Source organism: Haloplanus rubicundus (genome assembly GCF_003342675.1).
Classification (GTDB): Archaea; Halobacteriota; Halobacteria; order Halobacteriales; family Haloferacaceae; genus Haloplanus; species Haloplanus rubicundus.
In genome coordinates, this window is record NZ_CP031148.1 from 3,045,864 (window position 1) to 3,064,737 (window position 18,874).

General features: G+C 69.9%; 19 protein-coding genes. 16 read left to right on the forward strand and 3 right to left on the reverse strand.

Features of this window, described 5'->3' with window-relative positions:
* The first annotated feature begins 2 nt into the window (after positions 1–2).
* The 3 genes from DU484_RS16755 to DU484_RS16765 are packed head-to-tail and all read left to right on the forward strand — an operon-like array spanning position 3 to position 4,829.
* The gene (locus DU484_RS16755) at positions 3–1,604 is read left to right on the forward strand and encodes an ABC transporter permease (protein WP_114587077.1); all 1,602 of its coding nucleotides are present in this window, start codon (positions 3–5) and stop codon (positions 1,602–1,604) included.
* The gene (locus DU484_RS16760; RefSeq protein WP_114606498.1) at positions 1,594–2,733 is read left to right on the forward strand and encodes an ABC transporter ATP-binding protein; all 1,140 of its coding nucleotides are present in this window, start codon (positions 1,594–1,596) and stop codon (positions 2,731–2,733) included. Before DU484_RS16755 ends, DU484_RS16760 begins: the two co-directional genes overlap by 11 nt.
* Entirely contained in the window at positions 2,733–4,829 is a 2,097-nt protein-coding gene (locus DU484_RS16765; protein ID WP_262342807.1) for an ArnT family glycosyltransferase, read from the forward strand. The genes DU484_RS16760 and DU484_RS16765 overlap by 1 nt, the downstream gene beginning before the upstream one ends.
* On the opposite strand, the gene DU484_RS16770 is transcribed toward DU484_RS16765, so the two are convergent.
* Positions 4,804–5,694: a Vms1/Ankzf1 family peptidyl-tRNA hydrolase gene (locus DU484_RS16770; RefSeq protein ID WP_114587079.1), complete on the reverse strand. Its 891-nt coding sequence runs from the start codon at positions 5,692–5,694 to the stop codon at positions 4,804–4,806. The two genes, DU484_RS16765 and DU484_RS16770, sit on opposite strands and share 26 nt — an antisense overlap.
* Positions 5,695–5,771: 77 nt before the next feature.
* On the opposite strand from DU484_RS16770, the gene DU484_RS16775 reads away from it, so the two are divergent.
* The 4 genes from DU484_RS16775 (at position 5,772) to DU484_RS16790 (ending at position 10,009) form a co-directional block, all read left to right on the forward strand.
* Positions 5,772–6,935: a lycopene cyclase domain-containing protein gene (locus tag DU484_RS16775; RefSeq protein ID WP_114606499.1), complete on the forward strand. Its 1,164-nt coding sequence runs from the start codon at positions 5,772–5,774 to the stop codon at positions 6,933–6,935.
* 184 nt (positions 6,936–7,119) lie between these two features.
* Entirely contained in the window at positions 7,120–8,166 is a 1,047-nt protein-coding gene (locus DU484_RS16780; protein WP_114606823.1) for a metal ABC transporter substrate-binding protein, read from the forward strand.
* A complete protein-coding gene (locus DU484_RS16785; RefSeq protein ID WP_114606500.1) occupies positions 8,163–8,951 on the forward strand; it encodes a metal ABC transporter ATP-binding protein in 789 nt (262 codons plus the stop codon). The genes DU484_RS16780 and DU484_RS16785 overlap by 4 nt, the downstream gene beginning before the upstream one ends.
* Positions 8,948–10,009: a metal ABC transporter permease gene (locus DU484_RS16790; RefSeq protein WP_114606501.1), complete on the forward strand. Its 1,062-nt coding sequence runs from the start codon at positions 8,948–8,950 to the stop codon at positions 10,007–10,009. The genes DU484_RS16785 and DU484_RS16790 overlap by 4 nt, the downstream gene beginning before the upstream one ends.
* 214 nt (positions 10,010–10,223) lie before the next feature.
* Here DU484_RS16790 and ilvD read toward each other — a convergent pair whose 3' ends face one another.
* Together ilvD and DU484_RS16800 are read right to left on the reverse strand one after the other, a co-directional pair.
* The gene (gene ilvD, locus DU484_RS16795) at positions 10,224–11,966 is read right to left on the reverse strand and encodes a dihydroxy-acid dehydratase (RefSeq protein ID WP_114606502.1); all 1,743 of its coding nucleotides are present in this window, start codon (positions 11,964–11,966) and stop codon (positions 10,224–10,226) included.
* Between the two features lie 49 nt (positions 11,967–12,015).
* Positions 12,016–12,567, reverse strand: coding sequence for a MogA/MoaB family molybdenum cofactor biosynthesis protein (locus tag DU484_RS16800; RefSeq protein ID WP_114587084.1), 552 nt, complete (start codon positions 12,565–12,567; stop codon positions 12,016–12,018).
* Positions 12,568–12,658: 91 nt separating this feature from the next.
* Here DU484_RS16800 and DU484_RS20080 point away from each other — a divergent pair, with 91 nt between their 5' ends.
* From DU484_RS20080 to DU484_RS16840, 9 genes are all read left to right on the forward strand, one after another.
* Positions 12,659–12,817: a hypothetical protein gene (locus tag DU484_RS20080; RefSeq protein ID WP_187347719.1), complete on the forward strand. Its 159-nt coding sequence runs from the start codon at positions 12,659–12,661 to the stop codon at positions 12,815–12,817.
* Positions 12,818–12,892: 75 nt separating this feature from the next.
* A complete protein-coding gene (locus tag DU484_RS16805) occupies positions 12,893–13,933 on the forward strand; it encodes a zinc-binding dehydrogenase (RefSeq protein WP_114587085.1) in 1,041 nt (346 codons plus the stop codon).
* Positions 13,923–14,225 (forward strand): hypothetical protein, encoded by a 303-nt coding sequence (locus tag DU484_RS16810; protein ID WP_114606503.1) that lies wholly within the window; start codon positions 13,923–13,925, stop codon positions 14,223–14,225. Before DU484_RS16805 ends, DU484_RS16810 begins: the two co-directional genes overlap by 11 nt.
* A gap of 101 nt (positions 14,226–14,326) precedes the next feature.
* Complete coding sequence (locus DU484_RS16815) at positions 14,327–14,677, forward strand: DUF5802 family protein (RefSeq protein ID WP_114606824.1); 351 nt, start codon at positions 14,327–14,329, stop codon at positions 14,675–14,677.
* A 48-nt stretch (positions 14,678–14,725) separates the two neighbouring features.
* Positions 14,726–15,943 carry a CaiB/BaiF CoA transferase family protein gene (locus tag DU484_RS16820; RefSeq protein WP_114606504.1) on the forward strand — a complete coding sequence of 406 codons (1,218 nt, stop codon included), beginning with the start codon at positions 14,726–14,728 and terminating at the stop codon, positions 15,941–15,943.
* On the forward strand, positions 15,943–17,049 hold the full coding sequence (locus DU484_RS16825; protein ID WP_114606505.1) for a LeuA family protein: 1,107 nt from the start codon (positions 15,943–15,945) through the stop codon (positions 17,047–17,049). Before DU484_RS16820 ends, DU484_RS16825 begins: the two co-directional genes overlap by 1 nt.
* 127 nt (positions 17,050–17,176) lie before the next feature.
* On the forward strand, positions 17,177–17,788 hold the full coding sequence (locus tag DU484_RS16830) for a translation initiation factor IF-2 subunit beta (protein WP_114606506.1): 612 nt from the start codon (positions 17,177–17,179) through the stop codon (positions 17,786–17,788).
* A 43-nt stretch (positions 17,789–17,831) separates the two neighbouring features.
* Complete coding sequence (locus DU484_RS16835; RefSeq protein WP_114606507.1) at positions 17,832–18,566, forward strand: fumarylacetoacetate hydrolase family protein; 735 nt, start codon at positions 17,832–17,834, stop codon at positions 18,564–18,566.
* A gap of 24 nt (positions 18,567–18,590) precedes the next feature.
* Positions 18,591–18,839, forward strand: coding sequence for a DUF7385 family protein (locus DU484_RS16840; protein WP_114606508.1), 249 nt, complete (start codon positions 18,591–18,593; stop codon positions 18,837–18,839).
* The last annotated feature ends 35 nt before the right edge of the window (positions 18,840–18,874 follow it).

Genomic DNA, 18,874 nt, shown 5'->3' on the forward strand with positions numbered 1-18,874 from the left:
CTATGGCCACGGACCACCCCACCATCGACGACGCGAGCGACGACCTGCCGCTACCGACGACGATAGCGAGCGGGGCCGTCGCCGCAGCCGTCCTGCTGCCGCTGGTGTGGCTGGTCCGAACCGCGCTCGACGTGGGGCTGTCGGAGGCCATCGACATCTCGACGCGGCCGTCGACGATCCAGGTGTTCGTCAACAGCGCCGCGCTCGTCGTCGTCGTCACCGTCGCCTCGGTGCTCATCGGCGTCCCGCTCGCCTACCTGACGGTGCGGACCGACCTCCCCTTCCGCCGCGGCTTCACCGTCGCCGTCTCCCTTCCGCTGGTGATTCCGAGTTACATCGGCGCCTTCGCCTTCGTCTCTGCCTTTGGCCCGCAGGGCGCGTTCCAGCGGCTGCTCGCCCCCCTCGGCGTCGAGCGCCTGCCCGAAATCTACGGCTTCGTCGGCGCCTCGCTGGTCATCACGCTCTACACCTACCCCTACGTGTTCATCACGACCCGCGCGGCGCTGAAGTCGCTGGATACGACGCTCATCGACGCCGCGCGGACGCTCGAACACGGCCAGTGGGAGGCGTTCCGCCGCGTGACCATCCCGCAGATCAAGCCAGCGGTCGGCGCCGGCTCCCTCCTCGTTGCGCTCTATGCCCTCTCCGATTTCGGCACCCCCGCGATCATGCAGTTCGACGCCTTTACGCGCGTCATCTACGTCGAGTTCACCACCTTCGGCCGCGACGTGGCCTCGTTGCTCTCGCTCCAGTTGGTCGCGGTTACCCTGCTGATTCTCGGGCTGGAGTCGCACATCCGGGGGAACGAACCGCTGTACGCCGGGCGGCAGGGCGGCCGCACGAGCGGCACGGTCCGGCTCGGCAAGTGGAAGTACGTCGCGATGGCGGCGTGTCTCGCCGTCTCCGGGCTGGCGCTGTTCGTCCCGCTCGGCATCCTGCTGACCTGGCTGGCACAGGGCGGCGCCGAAGTCGGGAGCGCGCTCGCCTTCCAGCCCTCCTACGCCCTCAACTCCGTCGGCGTCTCGGCGGGTGCGGCGCTCGTCGCCACCGTCGCCGGCCTGCCCGTCGCCTACCTCGCCGCCAAACACCGCTCGCGCCTGACCGAAGCCTTCGAGCGGGCGACGTACGTCGGCTACGCCGTCCCCGGCGTGGTGCTCGGCCTCGCTCTGGTGTATCTGGGGACGTCGTACGCCCAACCCATCTACCAGACGCTCTACCTGCTGATCGCGGCGTACGTCGTCCGCTTTCTCCCGCAGGCGGTCGGGTCGATGCGGGCGTCGTTCCTGCGGGTCAACCCCGCACTCCCCGAGGCGGCGCGGACCCTCGGGCGCAGTTCCTTCGGCGCCTTCCGCGCGGTGACGCTCCCGCTCATCGCACCCGGTCTCTTCGGCGGCGCGGCGCTCGTCTTTCTCACCACGATGAAGGAACTGCCCGCGACGCTCCTGCTCCGGCCGTCGGGGTTCAAGACGCTCGTCACCCACATCTGGACGGCGACGGCGTCGGGCTACTACGGCCACGCCGCCGTCCCCGCCCTGATTCTCCTCGGCGTCTCGGCGCTCTCGATGCTGGTCATCCTCTCACAGGAGGGATACGATGTCAAATAGGACGATGCACGCGACGGACGCACGGACCGACGAACCGACCGCCGGCGACGCGCCGGTCCTCGAACTGGACGGCGTCTCGAAGTCCTACGGCACCGAACGCGTCATCGAGGAGCTCTCGCTCTCGGTCCACGAGGGCGAAATCCTCACGCTCCTCGGGCCCAGCGGCTGCGGGAAGACGACGACGCTTCGCCTCATCGCGGGGCTCGAACGCCCGAACGGTGGCGAAGTCGCGCTGAACGGTGCGGCCGTCTCCAGTCCCGACCGCTTCGTCGAACCCGAGGACCGCGGCATCGGCGTCGTCTTCCAGGAGTTCGCGCTCTTTCCCCACCTCACCGCCGCCGAGAACGTCGCCTTCGGGCTGGAGGCCTGGGACGCCGACGCCCGCGAGCGACGGGTCGACGAACTCCTCGACCTCGTGGGACTGGAGGCCCAGGGCGACTCCTACCCGGACGAACTCTCCGGCGGCCAGCAACAGCGGGTGGCGCTCGCCCGGTCGCTCGCGCCCGAACCCGAGGTGCTCCTGCTCGACGAACCCTTCTCCAATCTCGACGTCGACCTGCGCGTGAAGATGCGCGAGGAGGTGCGGCGCATCCTCAAGGAGACGGGCGTGACCGCCATCTCCGTCACCCACGACCAGGAGGAGGCCATGTCCATCTCGGACCGCGTGGCCGTCATGAACGACGGCCGGATCGAGCAGGTCGGCGACCCCGAACAGGTGTTCCAACAGCCCGAATCCCGCTTCGTCGCCGGCTTCCTCGGCCACGCCAGCTTCCTCCCCGGCTACGTCCACGGCGGCGAGGTGACGACCGGCCTCGGCCCCATCCCGCGTGACCAGATCAACGGGCTCGCCGGGACGTACGACCGCACCCGGATCGACGTACTCGTCCGTCCGGACGACATCCGGGCCGTCCCCGTCGACGGCGAGGGCGACGGCCTGGTCGTCTCCCGGCGCTACCTCGGCCCGACGGTCCTCTACGAGGTCCGCCTGGATGACGACACCGCCGTCCAGTGTATGCACAACCACGACGAGTCCATCCCACTCGACACCGAGGTTCGGATCGAACTCGACGCCGACCACGAACTCGCCTGGTTCCCGACCGACCAGCGGCCGCCCGAACCCGACGAATAGTGTCCGTCCCGCGGCCCCGACGCGACCGACTCGTCGCCGCCGGCTTCGCGCTCCTCGCCGGCGTCGTCGTCTACTGGCTCGCAGTCGATCTCTTTCCGTACCACTCCGTCAACGACGACGAGGGCGTCTACCTCACGCAGGCGGCCATGCTCTTGGAGGGGCGGCTGTTCCTCCGGCCCGGCGACCTCGGTCCCCTCGTCCGGCCGTGGTTCTTCGTCGCCGATACCGCGGGCGGCGACCTCCGCTACTACTCGAAGTACTCCCCCGTCGCGGCCGGCGTCTTCGCCGTCGGCAAGGTCCTCGGCGACTGGAACCTCTCGCTCGGCCTCGTCGCCGCCGGCAACGCCGCGCTGATCTACGCGCTCGCGGCCGACGCCTTCGACCGCCGGACCGGCCACCTCTCGGTCGCGTTCCTCCTCGGCGCCCCGCTCTTTCTCTTTACCTCCGCCGTCTTCCTCCCTTACGCCCCGACGACGCTTCTCAACCTCGCGTTCGCGTTCGCGTACGTGCGGACGATGCGCCGCGACTCGCCGCGGTGGGGCCTCGTCGCCGGCGCCGCCGTCGGTCTCGCCTTCTTCGCCCGCCCCTACACCGCCGTCCTCTTCGCGTCGCCCTTCATCGCCCACGCCGTCGGGTCGCTGTGGTGGACGTGGGGCACCGACGAGTTCCGCCCGACGCTCACCCGCCTCCTCGCCGTCGCCGGCCTCGGCGTCGCGGGCGTCGCCGTCACCCTCGCGTACAACCTCGTGATGACCGGCGACCCCCTCGTCTTCCCCTACAAGGCGTTCGGCCCGAACGACGGCATCGGCTTCGGCCGCCACGAGTTGCTAGGTTACGACCGCGTCTACTCCCCCGCACTCGCCGCCGAGACGACGGTCCGTCTCCTCCGACTCCTGACGACGGAGTGGACCGTCGCCGGCCCCGTCGGTACCCTCCTCGCGCTCGTCGGCCTCGCGGAACTCCCGACCGACCGGGAGGCGCTCGCGGACCCGAGGCTCTCCGCGCCCGCGCTCCGGGTGGTCCTCGTCGGCCTCGTCCCCGCCGTCGTCCTCGGCAACGCCTACTTCTGGGGGACGCTCAACGGGCTGGAGAACGGCCTGATCGGCCTGCTCGGCCCGTACTACCACTTCGACCTCCTCCTCCCGCTCTCGGCGTTCGGCGCCGCGGGGGCGCTCGTCTGCTGGGACCGCCTGCGGACGGCGACGGCCGACCTCGACGCGCCGAAACGGGGGGCCATCCTCGCCGTCGCCCTCCTCCTGTCCGCGGGTGTCGGGGGCGTCGCGGCCGTCGACGCCGTCGAGGAGCCGTACGACGAGAACCGCCTGCGCACGTCGCATCTGTCCGAGACCTACGAGCCCTTCGAGTCGTGGTCGCCCGAGCGCGCCCTCGTGTTCGTCCCCGACCCCTACGGCGACTGGCTCCATCACCCCTTCCAGCACCTCCGCAACGACCCCGGCTTCGACGGCGACGCCCTCTACGTCATCAACGACGGCGACGTGGAGCGGTTCGAGGCCATCGACGCGGCCCCCGACCGCCGTCCGTACCGATTCACGTATCAGGGGGAGTGGACGGGCGCCGTGACGCCGACCGAACCGGCGCTGACGCCCCTCGACGTGAAACGCGGGGACCGCGTGCGCGCGACGACGACCGTCGGGGTGCCGGCGCGGGCCACCCGTGCCCGCGCCCGCATCGTCACCGAAGACGGGAGCGCGCGGTACGCGCTCGGACCGGTCGACGGCCCCGTGACCGTCGACTGGGGAGTCGACTCCACCGACGGAACGGCGGGCGTCCTCGCCCCGAACGGCACCGCGGCGGCGACGGCACCGCTTCCCGCCGGCGTCAGTCGGGTGACGCTCCTCGTCACCTTCGTCGAACCGCAGGGGACGACGGTGACCTACCGGCAGACGGCGAGCGTCGACCGGACGGTGCGAGATATCCGTGTCATCTGGCCGCCCGAGGTGAAAATTTGCTCGCTCACCACCGACTGCGGGCGCGACGGGGTGTACGTCGGGCCTGACGGCGACTACGTCTCCGGCGTGTCGATCGAAACGAGCGCGCGGGCCTCGAACGTCACAGCAGCGTCAACCGCGTCGTGAGGAAAGAGTGGGCGGCGTCGTCGAGGGCCGCGGCCGGATCGCCGCTCGCGTCCACCGCCTGAACGGCGACGGCGTCCCGATCCACGTCGTCGAGGACGGTCCGCTCGCCGAGCAGGACGAGTCGTTCGGGGTCGCGCCGGTCGAGCACCGCCGCGCAGTCGTCGAGGTGGGTCGCGACCTGTTCGTCGCGGCGGCGCTCGAAGCGCGACTGCGAGAACCCACCCTTCGAGTGGGCGGATTTCACGTCCGTCTCGACCGTCTCCACGTCGGTCAGGGCGCCGTCGTCGTAGACGCCGACGGCGAAACGGTCCGAGCGAACCAGCGCGACGGTGAGACCGTCGGTCGGGTGGAACCAGTCGTCGTCGAGGCGAAAGCCGGCGCCCCACTCGACGAACGGGTCGGGCGCGAGCGGCGGGTCGAGGGCGACGCTCACGAGGCGGGCGTCGTCGACACAGACCAGACAGGGCGCGGCGCGGGCGACGAGGGGTGCGCGGTCGCCGAGGAGGTCGGAAACGCCGGCCGGGACGTCGTCGTCGACGAACGCGGTCAGCGCCCCCTCCGGTCCAGCGCCGACGCTCCGGAGACGGTCGAGGACGGCGTCGAGACGGTCGCCCCGGAGCGACTCCACCCCGCGGGGGGAGAGAGTCGCCGCCTCCGTCTCCTCCGCGTCGTCGAGACGGCCCTCCAGATCCGCGATGCGGTCCTCTAAGCGGTTGACCCGCTCTTCGGCCTCCTGTCGGGCGGTCACGGCGTCCGCGCGGCGCTCGCTCTCGGCGTCGAGTCGGCGCTCTAGGTGCCGTTTCTCCTCTTCGAGTTCCTCGATCCGTGCCTTGAGTTCGGCGCGGCCGAGCAACGAGTCGAGCATGGACGTACGACCGACCCCCGGCGCCTTCTACCCTGCGGCCGGCAGTATATGTGAGTGTAACACGTATCCACGGTGGCATGGCTATCGCCCGGCACGGAACCGGTCCGCGCGCGACCCTCGGCGCCGTCGCCTCGCAGATCCACCCCGTCTTCATGACGCCGCCGCTCGCCGCCTCGGGCTTCGGCGCCGTCCTCGGCGGCCTCCAGGACCCGAGTCTGGCCGTCTTCCACGTGGGTGTCGCCTTCTTCGCGCTCTACACCGCCCACGTCAAGGACGGCCTCGTCGACTTCCACCACCGCGGCGAGGACGACGACCACCCGCTCACGCGCCGGGGCTGTCACCTCGCGCTCGCCGGGTCGACGGCGCTGTTTTTCGTCGGGGCCACGGCCCTCGGCGTCCTCGTCGACCCCGTGGCCGCCCTCCTCACCCTGCCGGGGTGGCTGGTGGCCGTCCTCCACGCACCGCAGTTGGACACCAACCCCTTCGGCGCGACGCTCGGCTACCCCGTCGGCATCGGCTTCGCCCTCCTCGGCGGCCACTACGTCCAGACCCAAACGCTCTCGACGGCTGCCGTCGCTTTCGCCGTCGTCTTCGTCGTCGTCCTCGCCGGGATCAAGGTGATCGACGACACGACCGACTACGACTACGACCGCTCGGTCGAGAAACGCACCGTCGCCGTCGTCCTCGGTCCCCCGGCGGCGCGGCGCCTCGCGACCGGGCTGATGACGGCGGGGATGGTCGCCGTCGTCGCCCTGTCCGTTACCGCGGTCGTCCCCCGCGGATCGGCGCTCGCCGTCGTGCCCTTCGCCGCCGTCGCCGTCGTGGCCCGCCGTGCCGACGCCGAACTGGCGACCAAGCTCTTGGTCCGTGCCTCCTACCTCTTCTTCGCGCTCCTCGTCGTCGCCGTGTGGCTCCGGCCGCTCGCGGGCCTCGCGCTCCCCGATATCACCGCCCTCGGACCGTACACCTACCTCGCGACCGAGGTGCTGTGGGGCACCGTCGCCGTCGCGCTCGTCGTCCGTGCCGACGCCGTTCGGGCCGCCCTCCGGACGACGGCCGTTCTCTACCCCTTCGCCTACGTCTGGGACTGGTACACGCTCGAAGTGGGCGTCTTCGCCATCCCGATGCGGACGGGGGTCGAACTCCTGGGGATTCCGCTGGAGGAACACCTGTTCATGCTGATCGTGCCCGCGATGGTCGTCGGCGTCCACGAGACGCTCGCGGACGTATTCGACGAGTGAACTGGGGGCGAGCGTGACGGCGGTGCCACGGAACCGCCACTCGTCGGCGACGGCGCGGCGTCGGCGTACGCGCTGTTGTGGAACCGCAATCTACAAATGCGCACGGAGTAATCTAAAGATTAGATAAGTCTAATTTGGGGTTTCGAGATAGATCATGACATACGACACAGACGGCGAGCGAACGGTGACGCGACGGGACGCGCTCCGCGCCGGCGGGGCGGCAGCATTGGCGGGGGTGGCCGGGTGTACGTCGTTGCCGAGTGCGCCGGGACAGACCGGGGGCGACGGCGACGGCGACGGGCCGGTCGCGGTGGCCTCGTTTTTCACCTTCTTCGATTTCGGCCGGCAGGTCGCCGACGGGACCCCGCTGACGGTGGAGAACCTCGTCCCGACTGGACTGCACGGCCACGGCTGGGAGCCGAACGCCAGCATCACCCAGCGGATCATCGAGGCGGACGCGTTCGTCCACGTCGGCGCGGACTTCCAGCCGTGGGCCGACCGCGCCATCGAAACGATCGAGGGCGACGGCGTCGACACGGCACTCATCAACGCTCGGGAGGGCGTCGAACTGGTCGACCTGGCCGCGACGCTCGATCGGGACGAGGAGGGCGTCGGTGCCCAGCGGGGGAAGGACCCGCACTTCTGGCTCGACCCCCGGCGCGCGAAGCGATCCGTCCACAACATCGCCGAGGGATTCGTCGACCTGCTACCGGAGTACGCCGACACCTTCCGTGACAACGCCGAGTCGTACACCGCCGACGTCCTCGACCGCATCGACGCGGACTACGAGGCCATCTTCGACCGTTCCGATCGCGACATCGTCCAGTTGGCCGCGCACAACGCCTTCCAGTACATCGGCGTGCGCTACGGCGTCCGGATGCGCCCGCTGGTGACGAACCTCGCGGCGAGCGGCGACGTCAAACCCGCGGACATCCGCGAGGCGGCGCGGGTCATCCGTGAGAACGACATCCGCTACATCGCCAACGGCGTCTTCGAATCCCAGCGCCCGGCCCAGCAACTCGTCCGCGAGACGGCCGTGGACGCGTACTTCCCCGTGACTCCCTACGCCGGCGTCCGCGAGGAGTGGGTCGCGGAAAACTGGGGGTACGAGGAGATCGCGTACAACATCAACATGCCGACGTTCGAGATCGTCCTGGGCAACGAGACCCCCGAGAACGCGGCCCCGTCCGAGGGCTGGCTCGAACAGTGGCGGAACTTCGAGCCGGTATGACGCGGGATGCCGACGCCACGGCGGCGACCGCCGGGACCGACCGGGAGGGGGCGATCATCGACCTCGCGAGCGTCACCTTCGGCTACGCGGCGACGCCCGTCGTCGAGGACGTGTCGCTGACCGTCGACGCGGGCGAGTACGTCGCCATCGTTGGTCCAAACGGGTCGGGGAAGTCGACGCTGATGCAGTTGATGCTCGGGCTACTCGACCCCGACACGGGGACGGCCCGCCTGTTCGGCGAGCGTGCCGACCGCTTCGACGACGGCGAACGGATCGGCTACGTCGCCCAGGGGGCCAGCGCCGCCAAGGAGATGCCCATCACCGTCCGCGAGGTGGTGAAGATGGGCCGCTTCCCACACGTCGGGATCGGCCGGCTGTCGAGCGAGGACTGGACCATCGTCGACGACGCCCTCTCGACCGTCGGCATGAGCGCCTTCGCCGACCGACGCGTGACGCAGCTCTCGGGTGGCCAGCGCCAGCGCGCGTTCATCGCGCGGGCGCTGGCGAGCGAGGCCGACCTGCTCGTCCTCGACGAGCCGACCGTCGGCGTCGACGCCGAATCGGTCGACGCCTTCTACGACCTGCTGGCGGCGCTCAACGGGCGGGGCATCACCGTCCTCCTGATCGAGCACGACCTCGGGGCGGTCGTCGAACACGCCGACCGCGTCGTCTGCCTGAACCGCGAGATCTACTTCGACGGGCCGACCGACGAGTTCGTCGACAGCGACGCGCTGGCCCGAGCGTTCGGAACCGAGGCGCGGTTCCTCGCGGAGGTGGACGGATGAGCGCGGGCGCGGTCGTGGCCCCCGCCATCGCCGTGGACCCGTCGGTGCTGCTCCCGTTGCAGAGCGGGCTGGGCGCCGTCGGCGACGCCGTCTTCGGCGTCCTCCTGTGGGTCCTGGAGCAGTGGTACTGGCTGATGGACTGGGTGTACTACGTCACGGGCTTGGAGATGCTGAACCCGCGGTACCGGTTCATGCACCGGGCGATACTCGTCGGGCTCTGCGTGGGCGTGATGGCGCCACTCATCGGCACCTTCCTGGTCCACCGACAGCTCGCGCTCATCGGCGACGCGCTGGCCCACACCGGCTTCGCCGGGGTGGCCGTCGGCCTGTTCCTGAACGCCGTCATCGACCTCGGCGTCTCGCCGTATCTCACCGCCGTCGTCGTGGCGATGATCGCCGCGCTGTTCATCGAACTCATCTCCGAGGTGACGGACGCCTACAACGACGTGTCGATGGCCATCGTCCTCTCGACGGGGTTCGCGCTGGGGACGACACTCATCAGCCTCAACGCGGGCGGGCTCGCGGTCGGCGTCAACCAGTTCCTCTTCGGCAACCTCTCGACGGTATCGCCACAGAGCGCGGCCATCCTGCTTGTGCTCTTCGCCGTCATCGTGGGGACGGTGGCCGTGACGCGCAACCAGCTCCTGTACGTCACCTTCGACGAGACGGCGGCCGCCGTCTCCGGCATCCCCGTCAACTGGTACAACCGGGTGATGGTGATGCTGACGGCGATGGTCGTCGTCGGCGCGATGCAGATCATGGGCGTCATCCTCGTCGCGGCGATGCTCGTCGTTCCGGTCGCGGGTGCGACGCAGGTGTCCCGGAGCTTCTCCGAGTCGCTCGTCGTCTCGGTCGTGCTCGCGGAACTCGCGGTGTTGCTCGGCATCGGCGCCGCCTACTACGGCGGCGTCACGGCCGGCGGGATCATCGTCCTCTTCGCCGTGGCCATCTACGTCTGTGCCGTCGTGCTGGGCAAACTCCAGTCCGCCCGCGGCGAGCGGGCCACGCCCGAGATGGGGAGCATCGAGGCCGGCGCCGGCGCCGGTGCGGACGACTGACGGTCGCTACGGACGAACGCTAACGGAAAACCCACTGCTGGCTCGCTCCGCTCGCCAGCAGTCTTCGACCTACTCCCGCTTCGCGCCCGGATCAGTCACCGCCCCAGTTCCACCGTTTCCATCCTCGGGTCGCTCCCTCCCGTCGCGACCACTCGTCGCAAACGCTGGACCGAAACTTCCTGCTGGCTCGCTTCGCTCGCCAGCAGTCTTCGACCTACTCCCGCTTCGCGCCCGGATCAGTCACCGCGCCGTTGGCCGCGGAGTCGAACAACTGACCGTACTTCGCGAGGACGCCCGACGTGTAGTTCGGTTCGGCCGCGTAGCCCGCCAGTCGAGACTCGATCTCCTCGTCCGAGAGGTCGACGGAGAGTTCGAGTTCGTCGATGTCGATGGTGATCACGTCGCCGTCTTCGAGCGCGGCGATGGGGCCGCCGACGAACGCCTCGGGGGCGACGTGGCCGATGGAGAAGCCACGGGTGGCGCCGGAGAACCGGCCGTCGGTAAAGAGCGCAACGTCCTCGGCGTGGCCCTGTCCGGCGACGGCGGAGGTGACGCCGAGCATCTCGCGCATGCCGGGACCGCCGCGCGGCCCCTCGTTGCGGATGCCGATCACGTCGCCGGATTCGACGTGGCCCTCCTGGACGTACTCCATGGCGTTCTCCTCGTCGTCGAAGATGCGGACCGGTCCCTCGTGGTGGAGGTGGTCCTCGCCGGTGATCTTGATGACCGCGCCCTCGGGGGCGAGGTTGCCGGTGAGGATGCGGATGGCGCCGCGCTCGTGGATCGGGTCGTCGACGGTGTGGAGGAAGTCGACGTCCAGATCGTCGATTGCGGGCGGGTCGTAGCGGTCGATGGCCTCGGCCATCGTCTCGCCGGTCACGGTGCGGGCGTCGCCGTGGAGCAGGCCGGCGTCGAGCAGTTCACGCAGGACGACGGGCACGCCGCCGACCTCGTGGAGGTCGTTCATCACCCGCTCACCGCCGGGCTGGAGGTTGGCGATTTTGGGCGTCCGTTCGCTGATGCGGTTGAAGTCCTCGATGTCGAGGTCGACGCCGGCCTCGGCCGCCATCGCCAGCAGGTGGAGGACGGCGTTGGTCGAGCCACCGACCGCCACCTGCAGGGCGATGGCGTTCTCGAAGGATTCGACGGAGAGGAAATCGGAGGGTTTGCGCTGCTGGTCCACCACGTCGAGGACGAGTTCGCCGGTCTCGTGGGCCACGTCGTAGCGCCCCTCGTCCTCCGCGGGCGGGGAGGCCGAGCCGAGCGGCGCGAAGCCGATGGCCTCGCTGATCGAGGCCATGGTGTTGGCGGTGAACATGCCGCCACACGAGCCGGCGCCGGGGCAGGCGTTCCGTTCGAGCGTGTCGAGTTCGTCGTCGGACATGTCGCCGGAGGCGACGGCACCGACGCCCTCGAAGACGTTCTGGATGGTGACCTCGCGGCCGCCGTGTTCGCCGGGCATGATCGAGCCGCCGTAGAGGAAGACGGAGGGCAGGTCGGTCCGGATGGCCGCCATCATCATGCCGGGCATGTTCTTGTCACAGCCGCCGACGGTGACGAGAGCGTCCATGCGCTCGCCGAAGGCGACGAGTTCCACGGAGTCGGCGATGACCTCGCGGGAGATCAGCGAGGACTTCATCCCCTCGGTCCCCATCGAGATGGCGTCGGAGATGGTGATGGTGCCGAACTCGATGGGCATGCCGCCCGCGTCGTCGATGCCATCGAGGGCCGACTCCGCCACGTCGTCGAGGTGGACGTTACACGGCGTGATGTCCGCGGCGGGGTTGGCGACGCCGACCATCGGTGATTCGAGGTCCTCGTCGTCGAACCCCATCGCGCGGAACATGGATCGGTGGGGGGCGCGGTCACGCCCCGCGGTCACCTCGTTGCTCCGGAGTTCCGGGTCCTTGCTCCCGGCGTACGGCTCCTCGTTGTCGGGCTCTTGCTGTTGGCTCATGTGCCACCCCTACTCACTCGGGTGATTAAAACCCTGCCGACCGGCGGGCTCACTCCTCCCGCGTCGCCAGCCCCGACAGGTGCCCGGCCTCGGGGACGATTACCTCTTCGGCGCCGAGCCGGGCGGCGTTCTCGCTCCCCGGCAGACAGAAGACGGGCGTCCCCTCGACGATTCCCGCGACGGCCCGCGTGCCCACGATACGCGTCCCGATTTCGTCGTACGAGAGCCGGCGGAACAGTTCGCCGAAGCCGGGCAGCGTCTTCTCGAACAGCGGGTCGGCCGCCTCGACGGTCACGTCGTCCGGCGTCACGCCCGTGCCCCCGGTGCTCACGACGGCGTCGACGTCACCCCGCCGCGCGACGTTCCGGAGCGTCGCCTGCACGCGGTCGTAGTCGTCGGGGACGAGTTCCCGCGTCGCTACCTCGTGGCCTGCGGCCTCGAACGCCGCCGCGATGGCGTCGCCGGCGGGGTCGTCGTCGAGCGTGCGCGAGGACGACACGGTGACGATGCCGGCGCCGAGGGTCTCGACGTCGTGGTGGTGATGGTGGTCGTCGTGTTCGTGGTCGTCGTGTTCGTGGTCGTCGTGTTCGTGGTCGCTCATGCCCCGCGATTCGGTCGCCGCCCACTAAACAGCCCCGCGTTCCGCCCCAAAACGAGAAAACCCTATGACAGATCGACCCGTACCCGCGGGTATGGTCGACGGATCCACCACCGCGAGTCGCGTCGTCTGTCTGAACTGTGGGTTCGAGACGCCGGCGGGAAGCGACGCGTGGGCGACGGCCGACCACCCGTCGCTCGGCGCTCTCACCCAGTGTCCCGAATGCGGGAGCACGAACACGACGAGTCGATAGACCGACTCGCTCGGTGCACGCGACCGCTCCGGGTCGAACCACAGCGTTTTGTCGATGCCGGTGGTTCTCCGTGGTATGAAAGCGGTTCAGTTCGTGGAACACGGGGGGCCGGCAGTCATCGAGTACGCCGACGCGCCGGCGCCGACGGTGGGTCGGGACGAGGTACGCGTCGACGTGAAGGCGGCGGCGCTCAACCATCTCGACGTCTGGACGCGTCGGGGGTTGCCCGGCATCGACCTCGACTTGCCACACACGCCGGGCAGCGACGCGGCGGGCGTCGTCCGCGAGGTGGGCGCGGACGTGACCCGGTTCGAGCCGGGCGATCACGTCGCCGTCACCGCCGGCGTCTCGTGTGGCGACTGCGAGTTCTGTCGCCACGGCGAGCCCTCGATGTGCGTCTCCTATCACATCCTCGGCGAACACGTCCCCGGCGTCCACGCCGAAGAGGTGGCGGTGCCCGAGGCCAACCTCGTCCCCGTTCCGGACGACGTGGACTGGACGGTCGCGGGGTCGGCGTCGCTCGTCTTCGGCACCGCGTGGCGGATGCTCGTCGACCGCGCCGACCTCGGCCCGGAGGAGTCGGTGCTCGTCCTCGGCGCCTCGGGCGGGGTCGGCCACGCCGCCGTCCAGATCGCCGACCACCTCGGCGCGGCGGTGTTCGCCACCGCGAGCACGGACGCGAAACTCGACCACGCCGTCGACTGCGGCGCGGATCACGCCATCGACTACACCGCCGTCGACTTCGCCGGCGAGGTGCGGGACCTGACCGACGGCCGCGGGGTCGACGTGGTGGTCGACCACGTCGGCGCGGAGACGTGGGGCGACTCCCTGAAGAGCCTCGCGAAGGGCGGCCGCCTCGTCACCTGCGGCGCCACCACGGGGCCGAACCCGGAGACGGACGTCAATCGCATCTTCTGGAACCAACTGGAGGTAATCGGCTCGACGATGGCGACGCCCGGCCAGTTCGACGACGTGCTCGACCTGGTGTGGGACGGCACCTTCGAGCCACGAATCCGGGAGACGCTGCCGATGAGCGAGACGGCCCGCGCACACGAACTGCTGGAGAACCGCGAGGGGTTCGGAAAGGTCGTCGTCGTGCCCGACAGTGAGCGGTGACGACGCGGCCGACGGTGACGGACCGACGGTGACGGTCACCACCGGCGAGGTCCCGACCGACGCCGAGGCGGAGGCCGAACTCCCCGAGGAGGGACTCGGCCGCTCCGGCTGGGTGCTGGTCGCCGCCGTCGTCGTCGCCGTCCTCGTGATCCCCGGGATGGTCTACCTCTGGCCCGCCGGCGGCCGCGTCTTCGGCGCCACCTACCGCACGGCGATGCTCGTCCTCCCGATGATCCCCGCCTTGATCCTCGGCCTGATCGCCGTCTGGTCGATGCGCGACCGGCGCCGGTGACTGCGGACCGTTAGACGCCCCCTGACGGTTGCATTGCGGTTCGATATAAACGCTGCCGACAAGACTTATACCGTGTGGTGTGGTACCATCTACCGAACCGCATGTTCGAAGAGTTCTCCGCGGGCTACTACCTCGGGCGACTGTACGTCGAACCCCACGACGGCGGCCACGCCGTCATCCACCGCACGGACCACGAGCGGATGAACCGGCGGCTCTACGCCTCCGGCGAGGGCGTCGAGCGCCTCGACGCACCGCTCGTGATGAAACTCGACGGGCGTCACTTCCCCGTCCTCGGCGAGGAGGGCGTCCCCTCGGGGACGCTGGGGCTCCCCCCGGACGTTGCCGAGTCCGATCTTCCGGACCGGCGCGAGGTGTTTCTCGCCAAACCCGACCGCGCCGCGGAACTCCTCCGCTACGCAGGCTACGGCGACGGGCGGAGCGAGGCCGTGTAAACGAACCATCCCGACAGCTTATCGGACCCCCCGCCGTAGCGGTCGCTCATGACCGCACGTAAGCGACAGGGACCGCTCGACGGCCTCCGGGTCGTCGACTGCTCGGGCATGATCGCCGGCGGCTTCGCCACGACCCAGTTGGCCGACTTCGGCGCCGACGTGATCAAGGTCGAACACCCCGAGGGCACCGACCCGCTCCGCGAGTGGCCGCCCTACGACGAGGGCGTCTCGCTCTGGTGGAAGTCCATCGCCCGCAACAAGCGCTGCGTGACGCTCGATCTGAGCACGGCGGCGGGGAGCGCCCTCCTCCTCGATCTGATCGACGACGCGGACGTCCTCGTCGAGAACTTCCGGCCGGGGACGATGGAGAAGTGGGGGCTCGGCCCCGACCGGTTGCACGAGGAGAACCCGGGCCTGATCGTCGTCCGGCAGTCGGGCTACGGACAGACCGGCCCCCGCTCCGACAAGCCGGGGTTCGGCACCGTCGCCGAGGGCATCTCGAACTGGGCGCACGTCAACGGCTTCCCGGACAGCAAGCCCCTGCTGCCACCCATCAGCCTCGGCGACCTCACCGCTGCGAACTTCGCGGTGCAGGGTATCATGTTCGCCCTCTTCGAGCGGGACGTCGGCCGCGGAGGCGGCAGCGGCGAGGGACAGGTGATCGATATGAGCCTCTACGAACCCCTCTTCCGACTCTTCGTCTCCGAAGTCGAGGCGTACGACCGCCTCGGCGAGGTCCGCGAGCGGATCGGCAACCACCACGAGAGCGCGGCACCGCGGAACGTCTACGAAACCGAGGACGGCTACATGACGCTCTCGGCGTCGGCCCAGTCCATCTTCGAGAACGTCGCCGAGGCCATCGACCGCCCGGACATCGTCGACGACCCCCGCTTCGCCACCAACGAGGCGCGCGTCGACCACGCGGACGAACTCGACGAGATCATCGAGGCGTGGACCCGCGAGCGCTCGACCGACGAGGCCATCGCGGCGATGGAGGCCGCCGACGCCATCGTCGGTCCCGTCTACGACATGGCCGACATCTTCGAGGACGAGCAGTACGCGGCCCGCAACGACATCGTGGCGATGGACGACGAAGACCTCGGCAGTCTGCGGACGGCGGCGCCGGTGCCGCGACTCACGCGCACGCCGGGGACCGTCGACCACGCCGGCCCCGGTCACGGCCAGCACAACGACGAGGTGTTCCGCTCGGAACTCGGCCTCGACGAGACGGAGTACGACCGACTCCGCGAGGAGGGCGTGATCTGATGACCGTATCGCTCCGCGACGTGACGATCCGGGAGGGCGCACAGATGCCCGGCCGGGAGTACGGCGTCGAAGACCGGTTGGCGGCCGCACGGGCGCTCGACCGCCTCGGCCTCGACGCGATTCAGTCGGGCTTTCCCGCCGTCGGCGAGACGGACCGCGAGGCGATCCGACGGCTCGCAGGCGACGGCGACGTGGACGCCGACGTGGTCGGCATCGCCCGCGCGACGACCGGGGACGTCGAGGCCGCCCTCGACGCCGAGGCGGACGTGATCGAGGTGTTCGTCCCCACCTCCGAGCGGCAGCTCGACCACGTCCTCGGGAAATCGCGGGACGAGGCGATGGCGATGGCGGCCGGGACGCTGGACCGCGCCCGCGACGGCGGCGCGGCGGTCCACCTCACCCTCGTCGACGGGTTCCGAACCGATCCGGCCCACCTCGCGGCCGTCTACGAGCGCTTCCCGTCGGTGCCGACGATCACCGTCGCGGACACGGTGGGGGCGCGGACGCCCGACAGCGTGCGAGAGATGGTGACCGACCTCGTCGACCGGGGCGTCGACGGCGACCGACTGGGCGTCCACTTCCACGACGACATGGGCGTCGCCGTCGCGAACACGCTGGCCGCGGTGGACGCGGGGGCGACGGCGGCGGACGTGAGCGTCGCCTCGCTCGGCGAGCGCGCGGGCAACGCGGCGCTGGAGCGGGTGGTCGTCGCGGACGGGGTCGACGGACCCGGCGGCTGCGCGGCGGCCGTCGACCGCACCGAACTCGTCCCCGCCTGCGAAGCGGCGCTCGACGCCCTCGACGAGTCGGTCGACCCGCGGACGCCGGTGCTGGGCGCGGACGTGACGACCCACGAGTCGGGCATCCACACCGCGGCGATGCTCCGCGATCCGGGGACGTTCGAGCCGTTCGACCCCGCCACGTTCGGCGGGGAGCGCCGCCTCGTCTTCGGCGCCGGGAGCGGCCGCGGGAGCGCCCGTGCCCTGCTGGAGCGGGCGGGCGTCGAGCCGACCGACGACCGGGTGGCGCGGCTGCTCGACCTGCTGGCCGAGCGGGGACCGATGGGCGAGCGCGAGGCGGCGGCGCTGGTCGACGCGGAGTTCTAGTAGGGGGTATCGTAACTGTCCAGAGATTCTCGCAGGGCCGTCACGGCGAGAATCTCCGATGTTCCCTATAGGGACGTGTCATCGCGACTCACGGAATCGATTTACGACGTGAGACCATCCAGACAGTATGAACTACGATTCTGCGCTCGACCGTGCCTACGACACGCTGCCCGAGCGAACCCGTGAGGCGGGCGACCGCCTGCAGGTCCCCGACCCGGCGGGCGAGACCGACGGCGCGTTCACGCGCTTGACGAACCTCGGCGACATCGCGGAGGCGCTGGGGCGCAAGCCCGAACACCTCCACCGCTCGATCCAGCGCGAACTCGGGACGAACGGCCAGTTCGACGGCGACCGGGCGCGCTACAACGGCTCCTTTACCGCGAGCGACTTCGACGCCGCCATCGACGCCTACGTCACCGAGTACGTCACCTGTTCGGAGTGTGGGCTACCGGACACCAACCTCGTGCGCGAGGACGGCGTCGACATGCTCCGCTGTACGGCGTGTGGGGCGTTCCGACCCGTCGAGAAGCGGCCGAAACAGACCTCGTCCGCGAGTACGCCCACGCTGGAGGAGGGCAAGACCTACCAGCTACAGGTCACGGGCACTGGCCGCAAGGGCGACGGCGTCGCCGAGCGCGGCAAGTACACAATCTTCGTCCCCGGCGCACAGGAGGGACAGACCGTCGAGGCGAAAATCGACAACATCAGCGGAACGCTCGCGTTCGCGAGCCTGGCGTAGACGAAACCGAAACCGATAGCCGACCGGCGGTCGTCGTCGGCCCATGCGACTGGCCCGCATCTGCACGGCGAAGGGGATTTTCACCGGCGAGTACGAGGACGGCGTCGTCACGACCGACGGCGACGGCGAGACGTACGTCGTCGGCGAGGACGCCGAACTGATGGCGCCCTGTGATCCCGCGGCCATCTTCTGTACCGGCCGGAACTTCGGCGCGAAGATCGAACAGATGGGCGAGGGCGACCGACCGGACCGCCCGGACTGGTTCGTCAAGCCGCCCCACGCCCTCCACCCGCCGGAAGCACCCATCGAGTACCCCGAGTGGGTGGAGTCGTTCACCTACGCGGGCGAACTCGCCGCCGTGATCGGCGAGCGGTGTCACGATCTCACCGTGGACGAGGTCGAGGACGCCCTCCTCGGCTACACCATCCTCAACGACCTCGATGCCTACGAACAGGACCGCCGGACGGCGCGGAAGGCGTTCGACGGATCGGCGCCGCTGGGACCGTGGATCGAGACCGACGTCGACCTCGACGGGATGGCGATGGAGACGGTCATCTCGGGCGAAAACCGGCAGTCGGCGACGACCGACGAGATGATCTTCCACCCCGAGGAAATCGTCGCCTTCCTCTCGGAGCGCTACACCTTCCGCCCGGGCGACGTGATCTCCTTCGGCAGCCCGGCCAACCCGGGCCTCCTCGAACCCGGCGACACGGTCGAGATCACGTACGAGGGCGTCGGAACCTTGCGAAACGAGATCGTCGCCAGCCACAACGCCTAACGCCGTCGCCCGCGGTCCCCGTGTATGGCCGAGCGTCTCGACCTCTCGGACGGCTTCGACGTCCACGACTACCGCGCGGGGCTGAAACTCCACACGCAGGACGGCGCGTCGATGTATCTTGAGAACCGGAACGGATACGAGTGCCCGGCCTGCGGGCGGCCGTTCGAGCGACTGTTCGTCTCGACGGACGACCGGGTGACCTTCGGCAACCCGCCCGACGCGCCGTTCTGTCTCGCGCGGACGGCGGAGCGACTGCTCCTGTTGACTCACTGACCCACCGCGGAACCGAAAAGGGTGAGAGCCCGCGC